We start from the raw sequence: 19,589 nt of genomic DNA, 5'->3' as shown, positions 1-19,589 counted from the left end.
GGAAGTTTCAAAATTTACCCGGAAAGATTTTGGGAAAGTCCTGTAAGTTTTGGAGAAACCCGCAACAAGTTATTACTAATCCAGAATAATTCTAGGAATGTCCGGAAAGATTTTATGTAAGGTTTAAAAAAAATATTTACGTTATGATGGAGGGTAGTGAAGATCAGGATCAAGAATAAGAATGAGATTTAGAAATTGAAGTCGCCAAATCCAATATCAAAGCCAAATAATATTTTTCCTTTTGTAAAATGATTTTCTTCATTTTTTTTTATAAGTTTCATTCAATAAGTATAGAATTACAAATGAAAAGTCTTATAAAATTTCTAATTATCCTTTTTCTTTTCTCATCAACTAATTTCTGCCAGGAAAATCAAGATTCCTCCCGGATAAAAAGTGAGAATGAAAAAAAACTTATTATACCAGTTCAATCATTCAAGTTGTTTACAAATACTTTTTCGTTTCAAAGTAACCTGCTCGGGTTTAATGAAAACTATACTACATCTAATTCATTCATTCCACTAAGTATGGCTGGGGATAAAAACTATTTAATTTCACTTAACAGGGATGATTTACTGCAGCAATTGACTTTGAATTATCAACAATCCAGACCAACTACTTTTCAACAAATAATGGGAATGGTACAAGTTGGGGCTGCTGTTGCTTTAGCAGGTTATCATCTTTATAAATATGAAATTAAAAAGGAAAAGAAATAAGCAAGAGGTAAACCTTCAGGATCAATTATGAACCTGAAGGTTTATAAATTATTAATGGTTTACAGGTACACGACCAATACTGAAATAAGTAAAATTAATCTCCTTCAACTTTTCGGGATTAAAAATATTTCTTCCATCAAAGATTACATGATTTTTTAATTTGGATTTAAGAATTTCAAAATCAGGATTTCTGAACTCGTTCCATTCAGTTAGAATCAGTAATGCATCGGCATTGTCAAGCGCGGTATATTCATCCTGTGCATAAGTAATCTTATCACTTAAAAAATATTTTGTGGTTTCCATTGCGGCTGGATCATAAGCTGTAATTGTTGCCCCGTTCTTCAGTAGCTCATTAATAATTACAAGCGAGGGAGCATCTCTCATATCATCTGTGTTTGGTTTAAATGCTAATCCCCAGATTGCAAAATGTTTTCCTTGTATATTATCATCAAAATATTTGAGGACTTTCTTCACTAAAACTAATTTTTGTTCTTTGTTCACCTTATCAACAACAGAAAGTATTTTCATTTCAGAATTGGCATCCAGAGATGATTTGATAAGTGCATTTACATCTTTAGGAAAACAAGAACCGCCATATCCAATTCCAGCAAATAAAAATCGTTTTCCAATTCTTGTATCTGTGCCCATACCTTTCCTTACAAGGTCTACATTCGCTCCAACGTTTTCACAAAAATTTGCCAGTTCGTTCATATAAGTAATCCGCATAGCCAGGTAAGAATTTGCAGCATACTTTGTTACTTCAGAACTTGCAGTATCCATTTCAATAATTGGATTTCCCTGCCGCACGAAAGGTTCATACAATGCTTTCATTTTTATCATTGAATCCGGATTGTTAGTTCCAATAACTATTCTATCTGGCTTCATAAAATCTTCAACTGCAAAACCTTCGCGTAAAAATTCAGGATTTGAAACAACATCAAAGTTAGATACACCATACTTTTTAATTGCAGATTCAACTCTGTTTGCAGTACCAACCGGAACTGTACTTTTATTTACAATCACTTTAAAATCCGTAATACTTTCTTCTTTCATTATCTTACCAATTTCATCAGCAACTCCCAGAACATATTGAAGATCGGCTGCGCCATCTCCACCTTGTGGTGTTGGTAGACTAAGAAAAATAATTTCTGATTTAGCAACCGCTTCTTTCAGATCGGATGTAAATGCTAACCTTCTCTTGGCAATATTTCGTAAGAATAATATTTCTAATCCTGGTTCATACATTGTAAGTTCAGCATCAAGAAGTTTTTTTAATTTATCCGGGTTATTATCCACGCAGATAACTTGATTCCCCATCTCGGCAAAGCAGGTACCGGAAACCAGCCCGACATACCCGGTCCCTATTACAGAAATATTCATTTAACCTCCCTTGAAAATTTTGTGGCGCACTAATACTGTGGACAAAAATAATAATTATTCAGACTAATAGAAATTGTTTTATGGTTTAGTTTCATGTCAATCCTCAGAAGTGAGACCACTAATTCTTACGTTTATGCCAAATAGTAAGTGGTTTTCAGGATGTAGGTATAGTGGTATATGGGTATACAGGTATATAGTAAGGTTCTCGGTGTACTTTATACCCTATACCAATATACCTTTATACCTACATCCCCAAAGCTTCTTAGATTTCACTATAACTTAAAATTAACTGGAAGACATATGCAAATGAAAAATTTTCTCTGCTCAATGTCTTCCAGTTTTAATGTTGGAATATCCTGATAATCAGGAATATTTAATAAACTATCTCAAGGATGGTAAACGACCAGGTGTCCAGGGTGCACCGGCTTTATCTAATTCAGCCTCAAGTGGTTTTATTCCTTCGCTTTCAATCTTCTTAACTTTTTCAAGGATCGGTGGAAATTCTTGTTGAAGAATTTCATAAGATCGTTTCTGGTTAAGTGTTACATTAGAAGTAGAAACCCACTGAGTATAGATCATTGTTCCCAACCTGTTATTCAAAGGAACAGCCTGAGGAGGAACTTCCTCTGCACTTGCTTTTGATGGTTGACCATTATAAGCAAATAAAACATCATCCAAATCTTTGGAAATTTGCTCAGCACGTTGCAACAAATCCGGTTTTACAGATGGTGTGTTGTTCAATGCCTGCTTAATAAATTCCACTCGTTTTACAAGTTCTTCCGTATATTTTTGTGTTCCTATTATGATACTTCCAAGTTCCATTGCTTTTTTCTGGAAGGTAACAACTTCTGCCCTGTTGGCTGCTGGTAAAGTAGTGTTGTTCAGAACAGTTGTATTAAAAGTAGTTGGGGCAATCAGTTCCTTTATTCCTTCCCTTGTAACCAAAGCCATAGCAACTTTATAATTCCCGGGCATAGCAAGTAATCCACTGTTACCTTTTGCAACCGGATCAAATTTATCATCCTTCAAATTGATTGGCTGAGCACTTTCATATTTTAAATCCCACACTATTCTGTTAATTCCATCTTTAGCTTCGGAATTTATTTTACGAACGACATTTCCTGTTTCATCCATTATTGTAAAAATAAAATATGGAGCTATTTCTTTTTCCTCTGTTTGCAATTCAGCATAGGTTGGCTGCGGAATGGGTTTTCCATCTTTGAACAAATCCTTCTCTTTTTCTTTGCGAATTTGTTTTAAAGTTTTTGGAACCTCCTTAAAGTAATAACTAAAGGTTGCTCCAAATTCCGGATTGGGGGCTTTGTAGTAAGTTGATCCCTGTCCATATCTTTCCCATTTAGGAATGTACATCAGAGCATCTTTTATTGGAAAAAGATAGGCATCTTTCTCGAAAAGTTCTTTTGTTACTTCACGCAGAGGAGAATAATTATCCAATATGTAAAAACCTCTACCGAATGTTGCAATCACAATATCATTTTCTCTTTTTTGAATTGCAATATCTCTGACAGGAATTGCCGGTAAACCGGATTTCAGTTGAATCCACTTCTCGCCGCCATCAAAACTAAAATAGAATCCAAATTCAGTTCCTACAAAAAGAAGATTTGGATTTATAAAATCCTGTTCAATTGAATGAACCATTCCGTTTGCAGGTAGATTACCAGCAATTGATTCCCAGGATTTTCCTTTATCATTACTCTTTAAAAGATATGGTTTAAAATCATCCCGCAGATGATTATTAAATGCAGCATAAACAATATTCTCATTAAACTTATCCGCAAGAATATCACTTACGTAGGTGTATTCCGGAACACCAGGAAATTTCTCTGTCTTAGTCCAGGTTTTAGCATCTTCTGAAACCTGAATCAAGCCATCATCAGTTCCTGCATAAATTAAATTTTCTTTTACAGGTGATTCCACCAGAGAAACAATTTCTCCGAAAAGTGAAGTTGAAACATCTTTAGAAACCGCATCAACGCTCCAATATTTTCCCATAACCTGCCAGGTGTTTCTATCAAGTTGTCTTGTTAAATCATCGCTAATAACTTCCCAGGTATCGCCATGATCATCGCTTCTAAAAATTTTATTAGCTGCGCAATATAAACGAGATGGTGAATGTGCACTGATAATCAACGGTGTGTCCCAATTCCATTTATATGTAAGCTCACCTTTGCGTGGTTCAGGACGGATATCAATCACTTCACCGCTCTTCTTGTCATAACGAACCATATTTCCATATTGAGCTTCTGCATAAACAATATTTGGATTAGTAGGATCAATTGCTGTCCAAAAACCATCGCCGCCATTTGTTACAAACCAATCACCGTTTACAATTCCATCTGCATTAATGGTTCGGGAAGGACCGCCGAAGCTGTTATTATCCTGCGTACCACCATAAACATAATAGAACGGTTCTGAGTTATCGACATTAACACGGTATAGTTGGGTTACAGGTAAATTTGATTTGAAGACATAATTTTTTCCACCATCAAATGATTCATAAACTCCTCCATCACCACCGATTAAGAAATGTTTTGTATCATCAGGATCAATCCATAATGCATGATCATCAACGTGACGGGAATTATTACCAAGTGATTTCCATGTTTTCCCACCGTCTTCTGTAACGTTTGTAATTGTTTCAACTGAATAAACTTTTTCTACATCTTTTGGGTCGCAATAAATCTCATTGTAATATTGCCCCTGCGCTACATGATCGCTCATTTTATCCCAGCTTGCTCCCCGGTTAGTTGAGCGAAAGAATCCACTTTTGCCTTCAGCCGCTTCAACAATAATGTAAACATAATCCGGATTAACCGGAGAAACTGCAATTCCAGTTCCACCAATATCCACAGTAGGTAGACCGCTCATGATTTTTTCCCAAGTCTCGCCAGCATCAATTGATTTATAAACCGCCGATTCTGGTCCACCATTTATTTTCGTATAAACATGCCTTCTTCTTTGTTCTGAAGTTGCATAAAGAACATTAGGATCTCTTGGATCGAAAACAATATTATTCACTCCGGTATTTTCGCTTATGTTTAGAGCTTTCTTCCAGGTCTTACCACCATCAACTGATTTAAATAAACCTCTATCACCGCCCGGTCCCCAAACAGAACCTTCCGCTGCAACATAAACAACATTGGAATTTCTTGGATCGATTACTATTCCGCCAATCTGACGCGAATCTTTCAATCCCATATTTTTAAAACTTTTTCCGCCATCAATACTTTTATAAACGCCATCACCATATCCTAAAGCCCGCTGATGATTGTTTTCCCCGGTTCCAACCCAAACTACATTAGAATTGTTTGGATCAATAACAACGCAGCCGATTGAATATGAATTGCAATTATCAAATACCGGTTCGAAAGTAGTTCCAGCATTAATTGTCTTCCAAACATGCCCGCTTGCGGAAGCCACATAATATTCGCTGTGGTTCTTTGGATTAACAGCAAAGTCCGCTATCCTTCCGGAAGTAAATGCGGGACCAATGCTTCTGAATTTCAATCCACCAAATTTTGAAGTATTTAAAGGATCTTTCTTTGTTGTATCCGCCTTTTCTGCCATTACGGAAACAGAACAAAGGGAAAGTACAAGTAAAATTGTAGCTAAATATTTTTTCATTATTACTCCATTTAATTGAATGATTGTTTCCTTACAAATTCAACAATCATAAATATTCCGAATTGCTTTTTACCATATTTAATAGTTTTAAAATAGTAATCTTTAGTGAGAAGTTATAACCGTTTATCCTTGATTTTTTCCTTTTGAAGAATAATTGGAAATTCAAAGCATTACCATTAACTTAATACCAGGCTTGAAACATTCGGGTGTACTTGTAAATGGTAACTAAAAGTCTGAAACAAATAAAGAAAATAATAATTGGTGTTGTTGGTTTTACAGTATTGTTAATTGGAATTGCGATGATTGTATTACCAGGACCTGCCATAATTGTTATACCAGCGGGACTGGCAATTCTTGGCAGTGAGTTTTTATGGGCTAAGAAAATACTGGAAAAAGTTAAAGAAAAACTAAAGCCAAAAAGCAAAATATTTTAACTACACTCTTTAAATTAAACTTCCCTATTCATTTAATTTTTAATATCTTCGCTTTCAAAATAATCTTTTCAGATGAATATATTCTACATACTGCTAACTATAAATTTGGTTTTCTTTACTAAGCCTTTCTTAAATGAAGAATTTAAGAAAAGCATTCAAAAAGTTGATGCTAAACAGCAAGAACTTTCATGGCAATTATTAGAATCACCATCTAAGAACCAGCTCAATTACATCAAAATGTTTTCTTCCAGCAAAGGCTACATTGGTGGAAGATATTTGCTTGAATTTGATGGAATTGAATGGGTAATTTCTAACAAAGGGCTGCCAAGAAAAGCAATATATAAATTGTTTATTGCTGAAGAAAATAATTTCTGGATGACCAATACTACATTTACAAATGAATCAGAGCTTTTTCATTTTGATGGTAAGCTTTGGAAGAAATTTTACAATCCATTTGCCAATCAAATTGAATCCTTGAATTTTTTTAAGGATGCTTATGGCTGGATTGGTGGTGATGGTGAATTAGCTTTCTTTGATGGAAAGAGATGGAAAAAATATTCGTATCCGCATTTTTCAGAACGAATTCTTAACATTTTTGGTGATAATGAATCAAGAGTTTGGATTCAATTAGCAAATCATACTCTTTATTTTTATGATGGAAAAAACTGGAAGCAAGAACTTGCGGGAAAAAAAGTCAACACCTTTCATTTTAATACTGTACAGAGTGGTTGGATATTAGCTGATGATGAACTGTATTTAGTTAATAATCTAAAGCCGGAATTTCATTCTAAAAATAATTTACTAAACAACATAAACCATCTTTACGTAATTAATCAACATAACATTTGGGCTGTAGGATCCAGTGGATTGATTCTCCATTATACTTTAGAAGGATGGCAAAAAATTAATTCACCTGCCAACGAATCACTTTTTTATATCCAGATGTTAAATGAATATGAAGGCTGGGCTGTTGGTGATAGAGGAACAATCCTTCACTACACGCAAACTAATTTTAATTCCAAACGCATACAAGATTATGGATTTGATCAGATGGTTGTTTATCCTTTTGGCAGAGAAGTTAATGATGAATATGGTATTGCAATGGAAGACCTGAATGGTGATGGATTGAAAGACATATATGCTGTTTGCATTTTCGATCCAAATCGTTTCTACGTAAATAAAAGCACAATAAGTTCAGACAAATTGGGAAATACAAAAAAGATTGACTTTTTTGAAGAAGCCGCTCCCCGGGGTATAAACGGAGTATTGGGTGGTGTAAATATGTTGGGTGCTTCTGATCTTTACCTTGGTGTAGGTATTGCTGACGTTGACAATAATAGTTCACCTGATTTGTATCTTTGCAGTCTAACCAGTACTAATAAACTTTTTTTAAATGATGGTACAGGATTCTTTAGAAATGTATCTGAAGAAAAAAATCGTGCTGCAGGTGAAAAGGAAAGAAGCAATTCCGCAATATTTGGAGATGTAGATAATGATGGTGATCTCGATCTTTTTGTTACTAATGAAAATACTTCAAATCGGTTATACTTGAATGATGGTAATGGATATTTTACAGATGTAACTGAAAGAGCCGGATTAAATTCCAACTTTGGTGGAATGGGCGCTTCCTTTGGAGATATTGATGGCGACGGCGACTTGGATTTATATGTTGCAAACTGGTATGGTAAAAATCTACTTTACAGGAACGAAACGAACAAAAACCAGGGAGTAATATTTATTGATATTACTCAAAGCCAAAATATTGGCGGAGAAATTTTTGCAAAAAGTAATGCTGTGGTCTTTGCTGATATTGATAATGATGGTGACCTGGATTTATTTGTAACAAATAGAAAAGCATCCAACCGGTTTTATTTGAATGATGGAAAAGGAAATTTTACTGACCTAACTTCAAAAATAATCGGTATTGATACAATGCTTAGCTATGGAGCAAGTTTTGCAGATTTTGATAACGATGGATTTCTGGATCTTTATGTGGCAAATGTTGGCGATAACGTTTTATATAAAAATATAAATGGTAAAAAATTTATTCCGATTACAACTAAATTCGATGCGCAGCTAAGTGGATACAGCACAGGAACTGCTGTTGGAGATATTGATAATGATGGTGATGTTGACCTTTACGTTGGGAATTATATTAACGGAAACAGTACACTTTTTATTAACAACATCAATAATAAAAATTTTCTGATCGTTAATTTTAGCGGAACAAAAAGCAACCGAGATGCAATTGGAACTAAAGTGTGGTTGTACAAATCAGGTTACTTAAATGATAAGAATAGTTTATTGGGATTTAGAGAAATAAATGGTGGAAGCGGATACGGATCGTTTAATTCAAAGGAGATTCACTTTGGAGTAAGTGATACCTCGTTTTACGATCTGGTAGTTTATTTTCCATCAAGTGGAATAAGAAAAATCTTTAAGCATATTTCTGCAGGCATACGCTTAAACATAAGCGAGGAAGATGGATTTGATAGAACACTAACACGTTTTTCTAAAGCGGCAAAAAGATTTATTACATGCCCAAGAACTCATTTTGAATTTGCAAAATCGCTGGTAATTGGTTTGTTAATCTTTGCATCCGGTTTCCGGGGCAAAAAAAGATATAAATGGTCAAAACTGACTCAAGTTTTTTATCATGGAATAATACTACTTACTTATTCATTACAAACTGGAATTTATTTTTACGAAAGTTTTTTCTTTTCCACTGTATTACCATTAATATCAGTAATTGTTTTACTTTCACTTATTCACCTTGTTTACGAACGATATGTTCTTGTAAAAATCTCCAGGCAGGAAAAGCAGGTAACACGGGATAGAATTGCAAGAGATTTACACGATGATTTAGCTTCTACATTAAGCAGCGCTGGAATTTATTCGGAAGCTCTTAAACGATCCTTAACAAATACATCAAACGATCAAGCAGATGTTGCAGCTAAAATTAATTCATTAATAATAGAGGCATCGGATTCAATTACTGATCTAGTTTGGACTGTCTCTCCACAGAATGATAAACTGGAGGATCTTCTGCTTCGCATCCGGTTGCTTATTAGCGAAACCTGCAAAACAAATTCAATAGAATATCACTTTGAAATGATTAGACTTGAAAATGAAATTATTCTTTCAGAAGATTTGAGAAGAAATATTTATCTAATCTTCAAAGAAGCAATAAACAATATTGCAAAACACTCTAGAGCAACTTTAGTTAATTTCAAATCGGGAATAAAAAACCACTTGCTGGAGATGGAGCTTGAAGATAACGGAGTTGGTTTATCTGATATAAAATTAACTATAACTTCAAATAGTAATAATACATTACCAAGATCATCAAAAGTTTTGCACGGTAATGGATTAAAAAACATGTTTCATCGTGCAAAAGAAATTGAAGGAGAAATAACAATTAGTTCTAACCCAAACGTTGGTACAAGGATTACATTTACCAGACAAATGACGCAAATGCGTTATTGATTTGTATGAATATTATTCTAAAATTTTATCTGTTGTTTTGAAATATTATAAATTTCCGATTATTTAAGAATACAATGGTTCAAAAGAATTGGTTTGAAATTTAACCTGAAGTATTTAATTCAAATACTTTTAATCGATGTTCAAGAAGTTTTCAATGACTTATTTTTATAATCTTAAAAATGGGGGAATGGACAGATAATGAATATTAAAATAGTAATTATCGAAGACCATAATGAGTTTAGAGAAAGCATTGCTTATATGCTTCAATCAACTGAGGGATTTAAATGCATCGGAAAATATGCCTCTGTGGAAGAAGCATTAGATCTTATGCAGGAGCCGGATGTAGTTCTACTTGACATAAATCTTCCAGGCATTTCCGGTATTGAAGGAATTGAAAAGATTAAGGCAATATTCCCCAAAACTAACATCATAATGCTTACCGTATTTGATGATAATAAAAATATTTTTCATTCAATACTTTCCGGAGCGGATGGCTACATACTAAAGAAAACGCCACCATTAAGAATACTTCAGGCAATAGAAGATGCAGCAGCGGGCGGTTCACCAATGACGGCTTCTATAGCCAAACAAGTGTTAAATCTTTTTAAATATCATATTCCTAAAAATAATGGAAGCATAAATCTTACTGAGCGAGAAAGAGAAATTTTATCTTTAATAGTTGTTGGTTTGAGCAATGACGAAATATCAACAAAACTTTTTATTAGTCAACAGACAGTTAGAAACCACATAAGACATATTTATGAAAAACTTCATGTCCATTCCAAAAGCCAGGCTGTGGCAAAGGCAATTAAGGAAGGAATTATTTAATAATTCATATTTAAAAATTATTGATACTTCCACTAAAACAATATAATAGAGGTGTTGCGTTTAGTTCCAGAAATGTACATGTTCCCTTAGGAAATTTTTGCTGCTTTAAAAATTAACTGGAAGCAGTTATGAAAAAAATAATATCATTTTTAATAAGAATTTCTACTTTCCACCTTTGTTTAGCTGCACAATCCATCTGTACAAAGACCTCCAATAAACAATGGGAAAGCATTCACAATTTTGTTAATGCTTTTTTCGCAATTATAAATCATTTAATTGATAGGGTTCTAACAAATAATTATCGAATTGTTCATTTACTTACACTTAATTCAATTTCAATTGCTTTTTTAAAATATATATCCAATAGCTTTACTTTTATTAACAATCAAAGTTTGCAAAGTACAATTATTTAAATAACAAAAAATGATAATAATAAGAGGCAAAAATGAAAATAAAGCATATGACATTTGTTTCTCCTTTTGTCATTGACTACAGTCGCCGATTAGCAATTTGTGGTTGGCTATTTATTCTTTTTTTAGGGGTGAACACTTCTAGTTTTGCACAAATTTATTCTACCACTTCCGGTGGGCTTTGGTCGAACACCACCACATGGATCGGAGGTAAAGTTCCTGTAAAAGAAAATGATGTGGTTATTCAAGGGAATGTACTTTTGGATGGAACAGTTGAATGTAATAACCTAAGCATAAATACCGGCAATATCTTAGAACATAATGGAAGTCCGGTTGATCTGAACGTCTGGGGAACACTTACAAACAACGGCACACTCCGTCATCAACCCGCAGCAGGTTGGTGGCTTAATGTAAGAGCTAAAGGTAATGTTATTAATAATGGATCTTTAATTGTTGATAACCTGATGTTTGAGAATCAAAATGATCAATACATCAGCGGCTCAAATCCGTTCAGCACTCAAAACATTAGGAAGGAAACCATCGGCGGAAATATTATTGCGGCAAGCAACATCGCCTTAGATTCTCTTGGTTCTTTTTGGCTTGGCGAAAATGATGTCCTGAATATGGGAACATACAAACTTACAATCGATAATCCGAATGATAATATTTACTGTTCTTATTCAAGCAACGGAAAGATATTTTCTAATGGTGAAATTGATGTTAGCGGGAATTTTGGTTGTAACTTAGACGGCAACTACATTCTTGTTGGCAGTAATCCAATGAGGATTAGAGGATCAATGAACTCATTAGGCAATTTTACAATTGCTTCAGGTAAAATTGTTGAGCATCAAGGTTCTCCTGTAGATCTAATCATCTGGGGTGATCTGATAAACAATGGCACAGTCCGTCATCGACCTGATTGGGGATGGTGGCTTAATGTAAAGGCTAACGGCAATGTAATAAATAACGGAACTTTACTTGTGGATAATCTGATGTTTGAGAATCAAAATGATCAATACATCAGCGGCTCAAAACCATTCAGCACTCAAAACATTAGGAAGGAAACAAACGGCGGAAATATTATTGCAGCAAGCAACATCGCTTTAGATTCTCTTGGTTGTTTCCGGCTTGATGATGATGATGTTTTGAATATGGGAACATATAAACTTACAATAGATAATCCGAAATATAATCTTTATTGTTCCAGTACCAGCAAAGGGAAGATATTTTCTAATGGTGAAATTGATGTTAGCGGGAATTTTGGCTGTAACTTAGACGGCAACTACATTCTTGTTGGCAGTAATCCAATGAGGATTAGAGAATCAATGAATTCATTTGGTAATCTTACAATTGCTCAAAGCAAAATTATTGAGCATACAGGTTATGCCGTGGATCTGGTTATCTGGGGCGATCTGATAAACAACGGCACAATCCGTCATCGACCTGAGGCTGGTTGGTGGTTTAATTTAAAAACTAAAAGTAATGTTTATAATAATAGTAAAATTTTTACTGATGAAATCCGCCTTGAAACGAATGGAAAAGTAAATACAATTTATGGGGAATTTGATGCACCGATTTACCTAGTGTTAACCGGAGATCCTGCTTCAGGCAAATTTATTGTTAACGGAATGTTTGTTGCAAATAAAGATATTACAATAAATCAAGGTGTTAAAATTGAAGTTCCAGTGGACAGCAAATTTTACACAAATAAGAATTTAACAAATAATGGCGAAATAGTTAATGAAGGTTCATTCCAGCAAACACGAAACATTTGGTGGGGAAATGTTACAAACCTAGATCTATCCCCTGTTTTAAATATGGATATGAAAATAACCGATCAGCAAAGCGTGGACACAATAAAATTTACAGTTCATAATAATTCATTTCATCCTAACGCATCTTCCTCAGCTAAAAGATGGTGGAAATTATCGGGCAATAAACCTATCGGATCCTATATTTTAACATTAAAATATGATGACAATTTATTGAACGGTATAAATGAATCACAGATTCAAGTCTATATTTCTAAGGATGACGGGAATAGCTGGAGTAGAATATCAAATCCTTTAAACACTACGTTCGACACATATTCAAATACCATCACAATCGGTACACAAAGTAATCCTGTTCTAAATGGCTTAGGAGATATTATAATTGGAACCGAAGGCTTTGTAAGAGTTCCTTCGATTTCTGGTGCAATTGGTGGAAGAAAGCAAATAAGAGTTGGACCGCCAAACAGATACACGATAAGTTATTGGAATAATTCCAGTTTACCAACGGACAATTTCTTTTATATTCTTCAAACGAATAGAGGAGTTCATATAAAATCAGTTTCATCCAAAGAAATTCAAACGGGAAATACTATAGAGATACCAATAGATTCATTAAACTACGATGGATACAAAGATGAAGCTATTTTTCTTGTTCAGGGTTTAGAGCCAAATGAAATTAGAAATTTTGATGTAATTCTAACATCTGAATTAGGAGTTGAATTTGCTAAAGTAACTGAGCCGATAACTTTTACAGCTATTGCATTGTGGGTTGGTGGTGCCATCCTGGAAGAATTTGTTTCTAATACAATTGTTGAAGGTTGCTATGAAATGTGGCGTCCCGTAGCAAATGATAAACCTTTGTTAGACGCGACCATACAATGTGTTAAGAATAGCGCCAAACCAAATTTTACTAAGGAAACTCCATTAAAAGGAGTTGCTAAAAAAGCGGCTTCGGAAATTATAGAGAAGACAGGACATGCTGTTGCCTGGCCTGTTATGCTTGCAAAAGATATTTTTGACTGCCTTGGAAATACAGTTAGAGGAATGGAGGATTATGTCAACGGTAATTTCGATAAGCAGGAAAAAGAACTTCAGAAAGTTACTTCGTGGGATCCCAATGCAAAAGAAGGACCCGGAGGGTTTGGAGAACAAGGCTTTATGGCAACATCTGCTCCAATGATGTATACTATATTTTTTGAGAATAAAAAGGAAGCTACTGCTGCAGCTTATGAAATATTAATTATTGACACCCTGGATGCAAATGTTTATGATATATCCAGTGTACAGTTCGGTGCTATGAGCCATTCAATGGGTGTACCATCTCAGCAAGGTAATATTCTAACATGGCATTTTGTTAATATTGAACTTCCACCTAATGTAACCCCACCCGAAGGTGAAGGATGGGTAAAATTTATTGTGAAACCAAAGAATAATTTACCAACAGGAACGCAGCTTGCTAATAGAGCTGTGATCAAATTCGATCTTAATCCATGGCTTGCAACTAATGTTGCCTTAAATACGCTCGACTTAGATCCGCCTGTTACTACACCAACATATGTTGTTAGAGCTCCCGGAGAGAATATTGTTCAAGTTGCCTGGACAATAAATGATGGCAATGGTTCCGGTGCAAAAAATTCTCTGGTATACGTTGCTAATAATGATGGTCCGTATAATCTTGCGGCTGTTTCAGATAGTGGTTGGGCGAATATTCCTGTAGTGCCAAACATCCTATATAAATTCTATATCCTCTCACAAGATAACGTGGGAAACTCAGAACAAAATCCGACACAGATACTTGAAATAATGACTGCGGTAAATGATAAGAATGTAATTCCGGATAAGTTTGAGCTTTCACAAAATTATCCAAATCCATTTAACCCGAGCACAAAAATTTCATTTGCACTTCCGGAGCGTGGATTAGTTAAACTAAAAATATTCAGTGTGCTTGGTGAAGAAATTTCTACTCTTGTAAATGAAGATCGGGATGCAGGAGTTTATGAAATTACCTGGCAACCTGCAAATTTAGCAAGCGGAGTTTACATTTATAGTCTTTCACTTAACAATAAAAACATTGTAAGGAAGATGACCTACTTAAAATAATCATAATATCACCCAATCCTCCCAGCCCTTTGGGAGGATTGGTGCTGAATTAAAAACTCCTATTGCATTTTCTCTTCTTGACAAAAATTCATTTAATTCCTACCTTGTTTTTAAAATTGAAACAAAATAATTCCTTTATGAGTAAATCTCTTGGTGAAGTACATTCTTCAGTTAATCTGAAACCGCAATCAAATTTTTGGGTACGGTTATTCACGTTTTCTGGACCTGCATTTATGGTGTCTGTTGGATATATGGACCCAGGTAACTGGGCAACTGATATTGCAGGCGGAGCTCAATTTGGTTATAAATTAATTTGGGTTATTCTTTTAGCTAATTTGATGGCGGTTCTTTTCCAAACACTATCTGCCAGGTTGGGGATTGTTTATGGTAAAGACTTAGCTCAAGCATGCAGAGATCATTATCCAAAACCAATTAATTTTATACTTTGGATTGTTTGCGAAATTGCAATTGCAGCCTGTGATCTTGCTGAAGTACTTGGTTCTGCAATTGGATTGTATATTCTATTTGGAATCCCATTGTTGTGGGGCGTTTTAATTACAACTTTTGATGTTTTAATATTAATGACTCTTATGTCTTTCGGTATAAGAAAAATGGAAGCATTCATACTTTCACTTGTAGTTACAATTGGTATTTGCTTTGGTTTAGAAATGATTTTATCAAAACCACAGCTTGGTCAAATTTTTACCGGCTTTCTACCAACATCACTTAATAGTGAAGCATTATTTATTGCATTAGGAATTATTGGTGCTACTGTTATGCCTCACAACCTTTATCTCCATTCTGCATTGGTGCAGTCACGGTTTGTAAAAAAAACTAATGAAGGAATAAAAGAAGCTAATAAATTTAATTTTATAGATTCAGTCGTTGCACTTAACTCAGCCTTTTTTGTTAACGCAGCAATATTAATTTTGGCAGCATCTGTTTTCTTCACGTCTGGTCATTCAGATATTGCTTCAATTATAGATGCACATGCTTTGCTTGCACCTTTACTTGGTTCCAGTATTGCACCAATTGCATTTGGGATTGCTTTACTCGCCGCCGGGCAATCATCAACAATTACCGGAACTTTTGCAGGACAGATTGTAATGGAAGGATTTGTTGGATTAAAAATGCGTCCATGGTTAAGACGATTAACAACTCGACTGTTGGCGATAATTCCCGCGGTAATAGTTATAAAAATTTCTGGTGATCATGCAGTCGATTCTCTTCTAATACTTTCCCAGGTAATTCTTTCTATTCAGCTCCCATTTGCTCTAATTCCGCTCCTTCACTTTACAAGCAGTAAACAAATGATGGGAAAATTTGCTTCGAATAAAATTATAGAAACATTTGCTTGGATTGCTTCTTTATTGATCATCACTTTAAATGTTAAGTTGGTTTTTGATACCATATTATTGAACATTTCTGCACCAACGGCAATTGGTTACTTTACGCGGTTTTTCCTGATACCTATGTCCGCAATCCTGCTTCCGCTTCTATTATATTTAGTATCGGAACCATTCATTAAGAAAGATAAAATTACAAAAATTATTTATGGCAGACGGAAAGATTTTTCTATTACTACTCCTTTTACCAACGCAATGGGTTTAACTAAAATTGGCATTGCCTTGGAAGGAAACAAAGAACGAGATGAACAAATTATTTTTGGAGCGATGCAAATTATAAAAACAATGAAAGCGTCAATATATCTAATCCATTGCGTTCAAACCGTAACAGCACACTTTATAGGTGAGATGGTGGAAGATGACGAAACTTTAAAGATGAAAGATTACTTAAATGAATTTGCTGAAAAGCTTGAAAAGGAAAATTTCTCGGTTCACACTATAATAACCGGCGGTGAACCACAAAATGAAATTATTAAGATTGCCAAAAAACAAAATTTAGAATTAATTATTGCAGGAAGCCACGGACATAGGTTTATTAGCGATTTAATTTATGGTTCTACAATAAATGGTGTTAGACAAGCTTTAAAACTTCCTGTGCTGGCAATACCGGTAAGTAAAAAATAATCATATTTAAACTTTGGGTAGCGTAAAAATATCACACTTATAAATCATTTTTGTAGCAGCTTTAAGTGGAATTCTTCCGGCGTTTTTGATCTAATAAGTTCTTCAACCTCATTTCTATCCTTAAAGCAGTTTGCAATTTCAGCAAGTAGTTTCAATTGCAGTTCATTGTTATTTTGTGGAGTTAATAGCAGCAGAATTACTTTTGCGGGAAGTTTATCAATTGATTCAAAATCAATTCCAGTCAGATTTATTGCAGCAAAAATATATGGTCTCTTAATATTCAACTTAGCATGCGGTATTGCTAAATAATTTGCAATACCTGTAGATATCATTTCTTCTCTTTTCCAAACCTCCTCATAAATTTCATTGGCATTAAGTCTTAATTCCTTGGCAGCTCTTTCAGTAAGCTCCATAATAATTTGTTGTTTGTTTAGAACAGTGGAAAAGTAAATATTTCTTAGGTTGATAAGCTGCTTAAAATTAAATCGTTTCCGTTCAACTAAAAATAAATTCATAAGTGGGGCGCTTGCTAAGGAAGTTACCAGAGCCATAATTACCAAGGCGACAAATACTTTTTCCTGAATCAATCCAAACTCTAAAGCCAGTAATCCTAATACAATTTCCATTGCGCCACGCGAATTCATTCCAAATCCAACCACAAGGGAATCATTTTTATTTAAACCGCCCCAATATGCACCTAAACCACACCCAACAATTTTTCCAATAAAAGCTAACACAAGAAAAATAACCACTATCGAAAAATCAAGATGTTTAATGAAGTTTACTTTCAGACCAATAGAAACAAAGAAGAGCGGCGCAAATATATTAGTAACGAATTGCTGGATAATTTCTCTTGTTTTTTCCTTTAAGGCAGCAGAATCGCCTATAGCAATACCAATAATGAATGCTCCAAAAATGGCGTGGATACCAATGTATTGTGTAAATGCCGCACTAAGAAATCCCAGGATTAATATAAATGTTAATACACCGCCGGGAAAAGATATTTTTTGTTGAATGATAGGAAGAAGTTTATTAATTATTTTTCTTCCAATTAGTAAAGTAAAAAATATAAAAAGGAAAGTAAGAGTTATAGTAGTCCCAACGGAAAAGTTTTCGGCAGAGCCGCCTACCATGCTTAATATTACAGAAAATATTATCCATCCTATTAAATCATTAAACATAGCCGAAGCAATTATAATAAATCCTAATTCGGATTTGAAGATATTTAAATCCATTAATGTTCTTGCAACAACTGGCAATGCTGTAATCGATAATGCTGTTCCTACAAAAAGAGCAAATACTAATTTCTGATTTTCATTAGCAATACCAAGAAAATCCGGGAACATATAGGCAATTGAAAATCCAAGAGAAAATGGAAAAACAATTCCCATAATACTTGTAATTGATGCTACTTTCCCCTGTCTTACAATTACTGCAAGATCAACTTCAAGTCCTGATACTAGCATAAGCATAACTACACCAAGAGTTGTAATCCCATCTAGTGCAATTCTTATGTTTGTTGTACCAAGAAATAAATTATTGTATAAATCAGGAAAAAATAAGCCAAAGATTGTTGGACCTAAAATAATTCCGGCTAATATTTCCCCAATAATTATCGGTTGCTTTATTAATCGCAATAATTCTCCAAGCGATCTTGCAATAAATAGCATTATTGCAATTACAAAAAGAAAAATTGCTATTTCACCTGAAGTTAAATTCAATTAAGTGTTCTTAAAAGTTTTTATTAACATCAATGGGCAGGGTAATTCCTTAATTGTAAATTCAAGGTCATGCTGAAAAATTCTATCAAGAAAAGTCAATCTCTTTTCTGGTGAAGACACAACAAAAATATCACTTTGAACAGCTCCAACAAATCTGTTTGCTTCCCAACCTTCTTTGCCAAACAAGGTAACAATATTAATATTTATTCCGGTTAAGTTTAACTCCTTAACAAGCATATTCATTTTATCATGCTCTTCCTTTTCCCATTCACTTCTAATTCTTTCAGCCTCCTCAGTAGAACCCGCATCCTGAACCGTCATAGCAAGTGCAGGTGCTTGAAAATCTCTGACGAGTATAAATTCTTTTGCTTTATCAAGCAGGGCAAATTTATGAGCAATTTTAATTGTTTCTTCACAACGTGGAGTATAATCAACAGAAACACTAAATTTCTTAAAACTTTTGGGAGATTCTGACGGCGAAATGTAAATTAATAATGAACAAGGCGCTTCCCTCATTAGCTTTCTTGCAACTGAACCAAAATAATATTTTACAAAATTTTCTTTTTCTAAAGCTCCTGCAATCAATAAATCGATATTCGTTTCTACACATTTTTTAACAATCGCATTTGCTATATCGCCTTTCGCCCATTCAAGCTGGAAGGAATCTTTGCTAAATCCTGCGTCTCCAATCAATTCAACCAACTGTTTTTCTTTTTCTTTGTTCTTTTCCCCAACATGAATGAATACAATCTTTGAATCGAATAAATCGCGCAGTCGTTTTGCTTCCATCAGCAATGCTTTTCCCGTTGGAGAAAACGTGATTGCCAAGCCAAGACATTTAAATATTTTTTCCATATTGGTTCTACTCAATTTTTCTTTGATAAATAACGAATGAAATTCTTTTTGCTAAAATAATAAAAATATTGTTGACTAATTCCTTGGTTAATATTATTGTGCAAAAATTATTTTCCAGTAACTTTGAAAAATATATTATTTGATAGAGTGTATTGAACAAAGTGGGGCATGAATTAAAATTAATAACAAAGTTTAGCTGGAGTAGAATGGCAACA

At 34.3% G+C, this 19,589-nt stretch carries 11 protein-coding genes; 7 read left to right on the top strand and 4 right to left on the bottom strand.

Annotated features, from left to right (window positions below):
- The first annotated feature begins 302 nt into the window (after positions 1 to 302).
- A complete protein-coding gene (locus NTX22_16640) occupies positions 303 to 713 on the top strand; it encodes a hypothetical protein (GenBank protein ID MCX6152156.1) in 411 nt (136 codons plus the stop codon).
- 51 nt (positions 714 to 764) lie between these two features.
- Here the strand turns inward: NTX22_16640 and NTX22_16635 are convergent, their stop codons facing one another.
- The gene (locus tag NTX22_16635) at positions 765 to 2,093 is read right to left on the bottom strand and encodes a UDP-glucose/GDP-mannose dehydrogenase family protein (GenBank protein MCX6152155.1); all 1,329 of its coding nucleotides are present in this window, start codon (positions 2,091 to 2,093) and stop codon (positions 765 to 767) included.
- A 381-nt stretch (positions 2,094 to 2,474) separates the two neighbouring features.
- Positions 2,475 to 5,738 carry a glycosyl hydrolase gene (locus tag NTX22_16630; protein ID MCX6152154.1) on the bottom strand — a complete coding sequence of 1,088 codons (3,264 nt, stop codon included), beginning with the start codon at positions 5,736 to 5,738 and terminating at the stop codon, positions 2,475 to 2,477.
- 218 nt (positions 5,739 to 5,956) lie between these two features.
- On the opposite strand from NTX22_16630, the gene NTX22_16625 reads away from it, so the two are divergent.
- The 6 genes from NTX22_16625 to NTX22_16600 all read left to right on the top strand — a co-directional run bounded on the left by NTX22_16625 (position 5,957) and on the right by NTX22_16600 (position 16,798).
- On the top strand, positions 5,957 to 6,172 hold the full coding sequence (locus tag NTX22_16625; GenBank protein ID MCX6152153.1) for a PGPGW domain-containing protein: 216 nt from the start codon (positions 5,957 to 5,959) through the stop codon (positions 6,170 to 6,172).
- A 72-nt stretch (positions 6,173 to 6,244) separates the two neighbouring features.
- Positions 6,245 to 9,658, top strand: a complete 3,414-nt coding sequence (locus NTX22_16620; GenBank protein MCX6152152.1) for an FG-GAP-like repeat-containing protein — start codon at positions 6,245 to 6,247, stop codon at positions 9,656 to 9,658.
- Between the two features lie 198 nt (positions 9,659 to 9,856).
- Complete coding sequence (locus NTX22_16615) at positions 9,857 to 10,486, top strand: response regulator transcription factor (GenBank protein MCX6152151.1); 630 nt, start codon at positions 9,857 to 9,859, stop codon at positions 10,484 to 10,486.
- 128 nt (positions 10,487 to 10,614) lie between these two features.
- Entirely contained in the window at positions 10,615 to 10,899 is a 285-nt protein-coding gene (locus tag NTX22_16610; protein ID MCX6152150.1) for a hypothetical protein, read from the top strand.
- Positions 10,900 to 10,931: 32 nt separating this feature from the next.
- Positions 10,932 to 14,768 (top strand): T9SS type A sorting domain-containing protein, encoded by a 3,837-nt coding sequence (locus NTX22_16605; GenBank protein ID MCX6152149.1) that lies wholly within the window; start codon positions 10,932 to 10,934, stop codon positions 14,766 to 14,768.
- Between the two features lie 137 nt (positions 14,769 to 14,905).
- Complete coding sequence (locus NTX22_16600) at positions 14,906 to 16,798, top strand: Nramp family divalent metal transporter (protein MCX6152148.1); 1,893 nt, start codon at positions 14,906 to 14,908, stop codon at positions 16,796 to 16,798.
- Between the two features lie 44 nt (positions 16,799 to 16,842).
- On the opposite strand, the gene NTX22_16595 is transcribed toward NTX22_16600, so the two are convergent.
- Both NTX22_16595 and NTX22_16590 read right to left on the bottom strand, forming a co-directional pair.
- Entirely contained in the window at positions 16,843 to 18,519 is a 1,677-nt protein-coding gene (locus tag NTX22_16595; protein MCX6152147.1) for a cation:proton antiporter, read from the bottom strand.
- Positions 18,520 to 19,374 carry a universal stress protein gene (locus tag NTX22_16590; protein MCX6152146.1) on the bottom strand — a complete coding sequence of 285 codons (855 nt, stop codon included), beginning with the start codon at positions 19,372 to 19,374 and terminating at the stop codon, positions 18,520 to 18,522.
- Positions 19,375 to 19,589: the final 215 nt, after the last annotated feature.

Source organism: Ignavibacteriales bacterium (assembly GCA_026390815.1).
Classification (GTDB): domain Bacteria; phylum Bacteroidota; class Ignavibacteria; order Ignavibacteriales; family SURF-24; genus JAPLFH01.
This window is presented reverse-complemented; position numbering and strand designations above follow the sequence as displayed.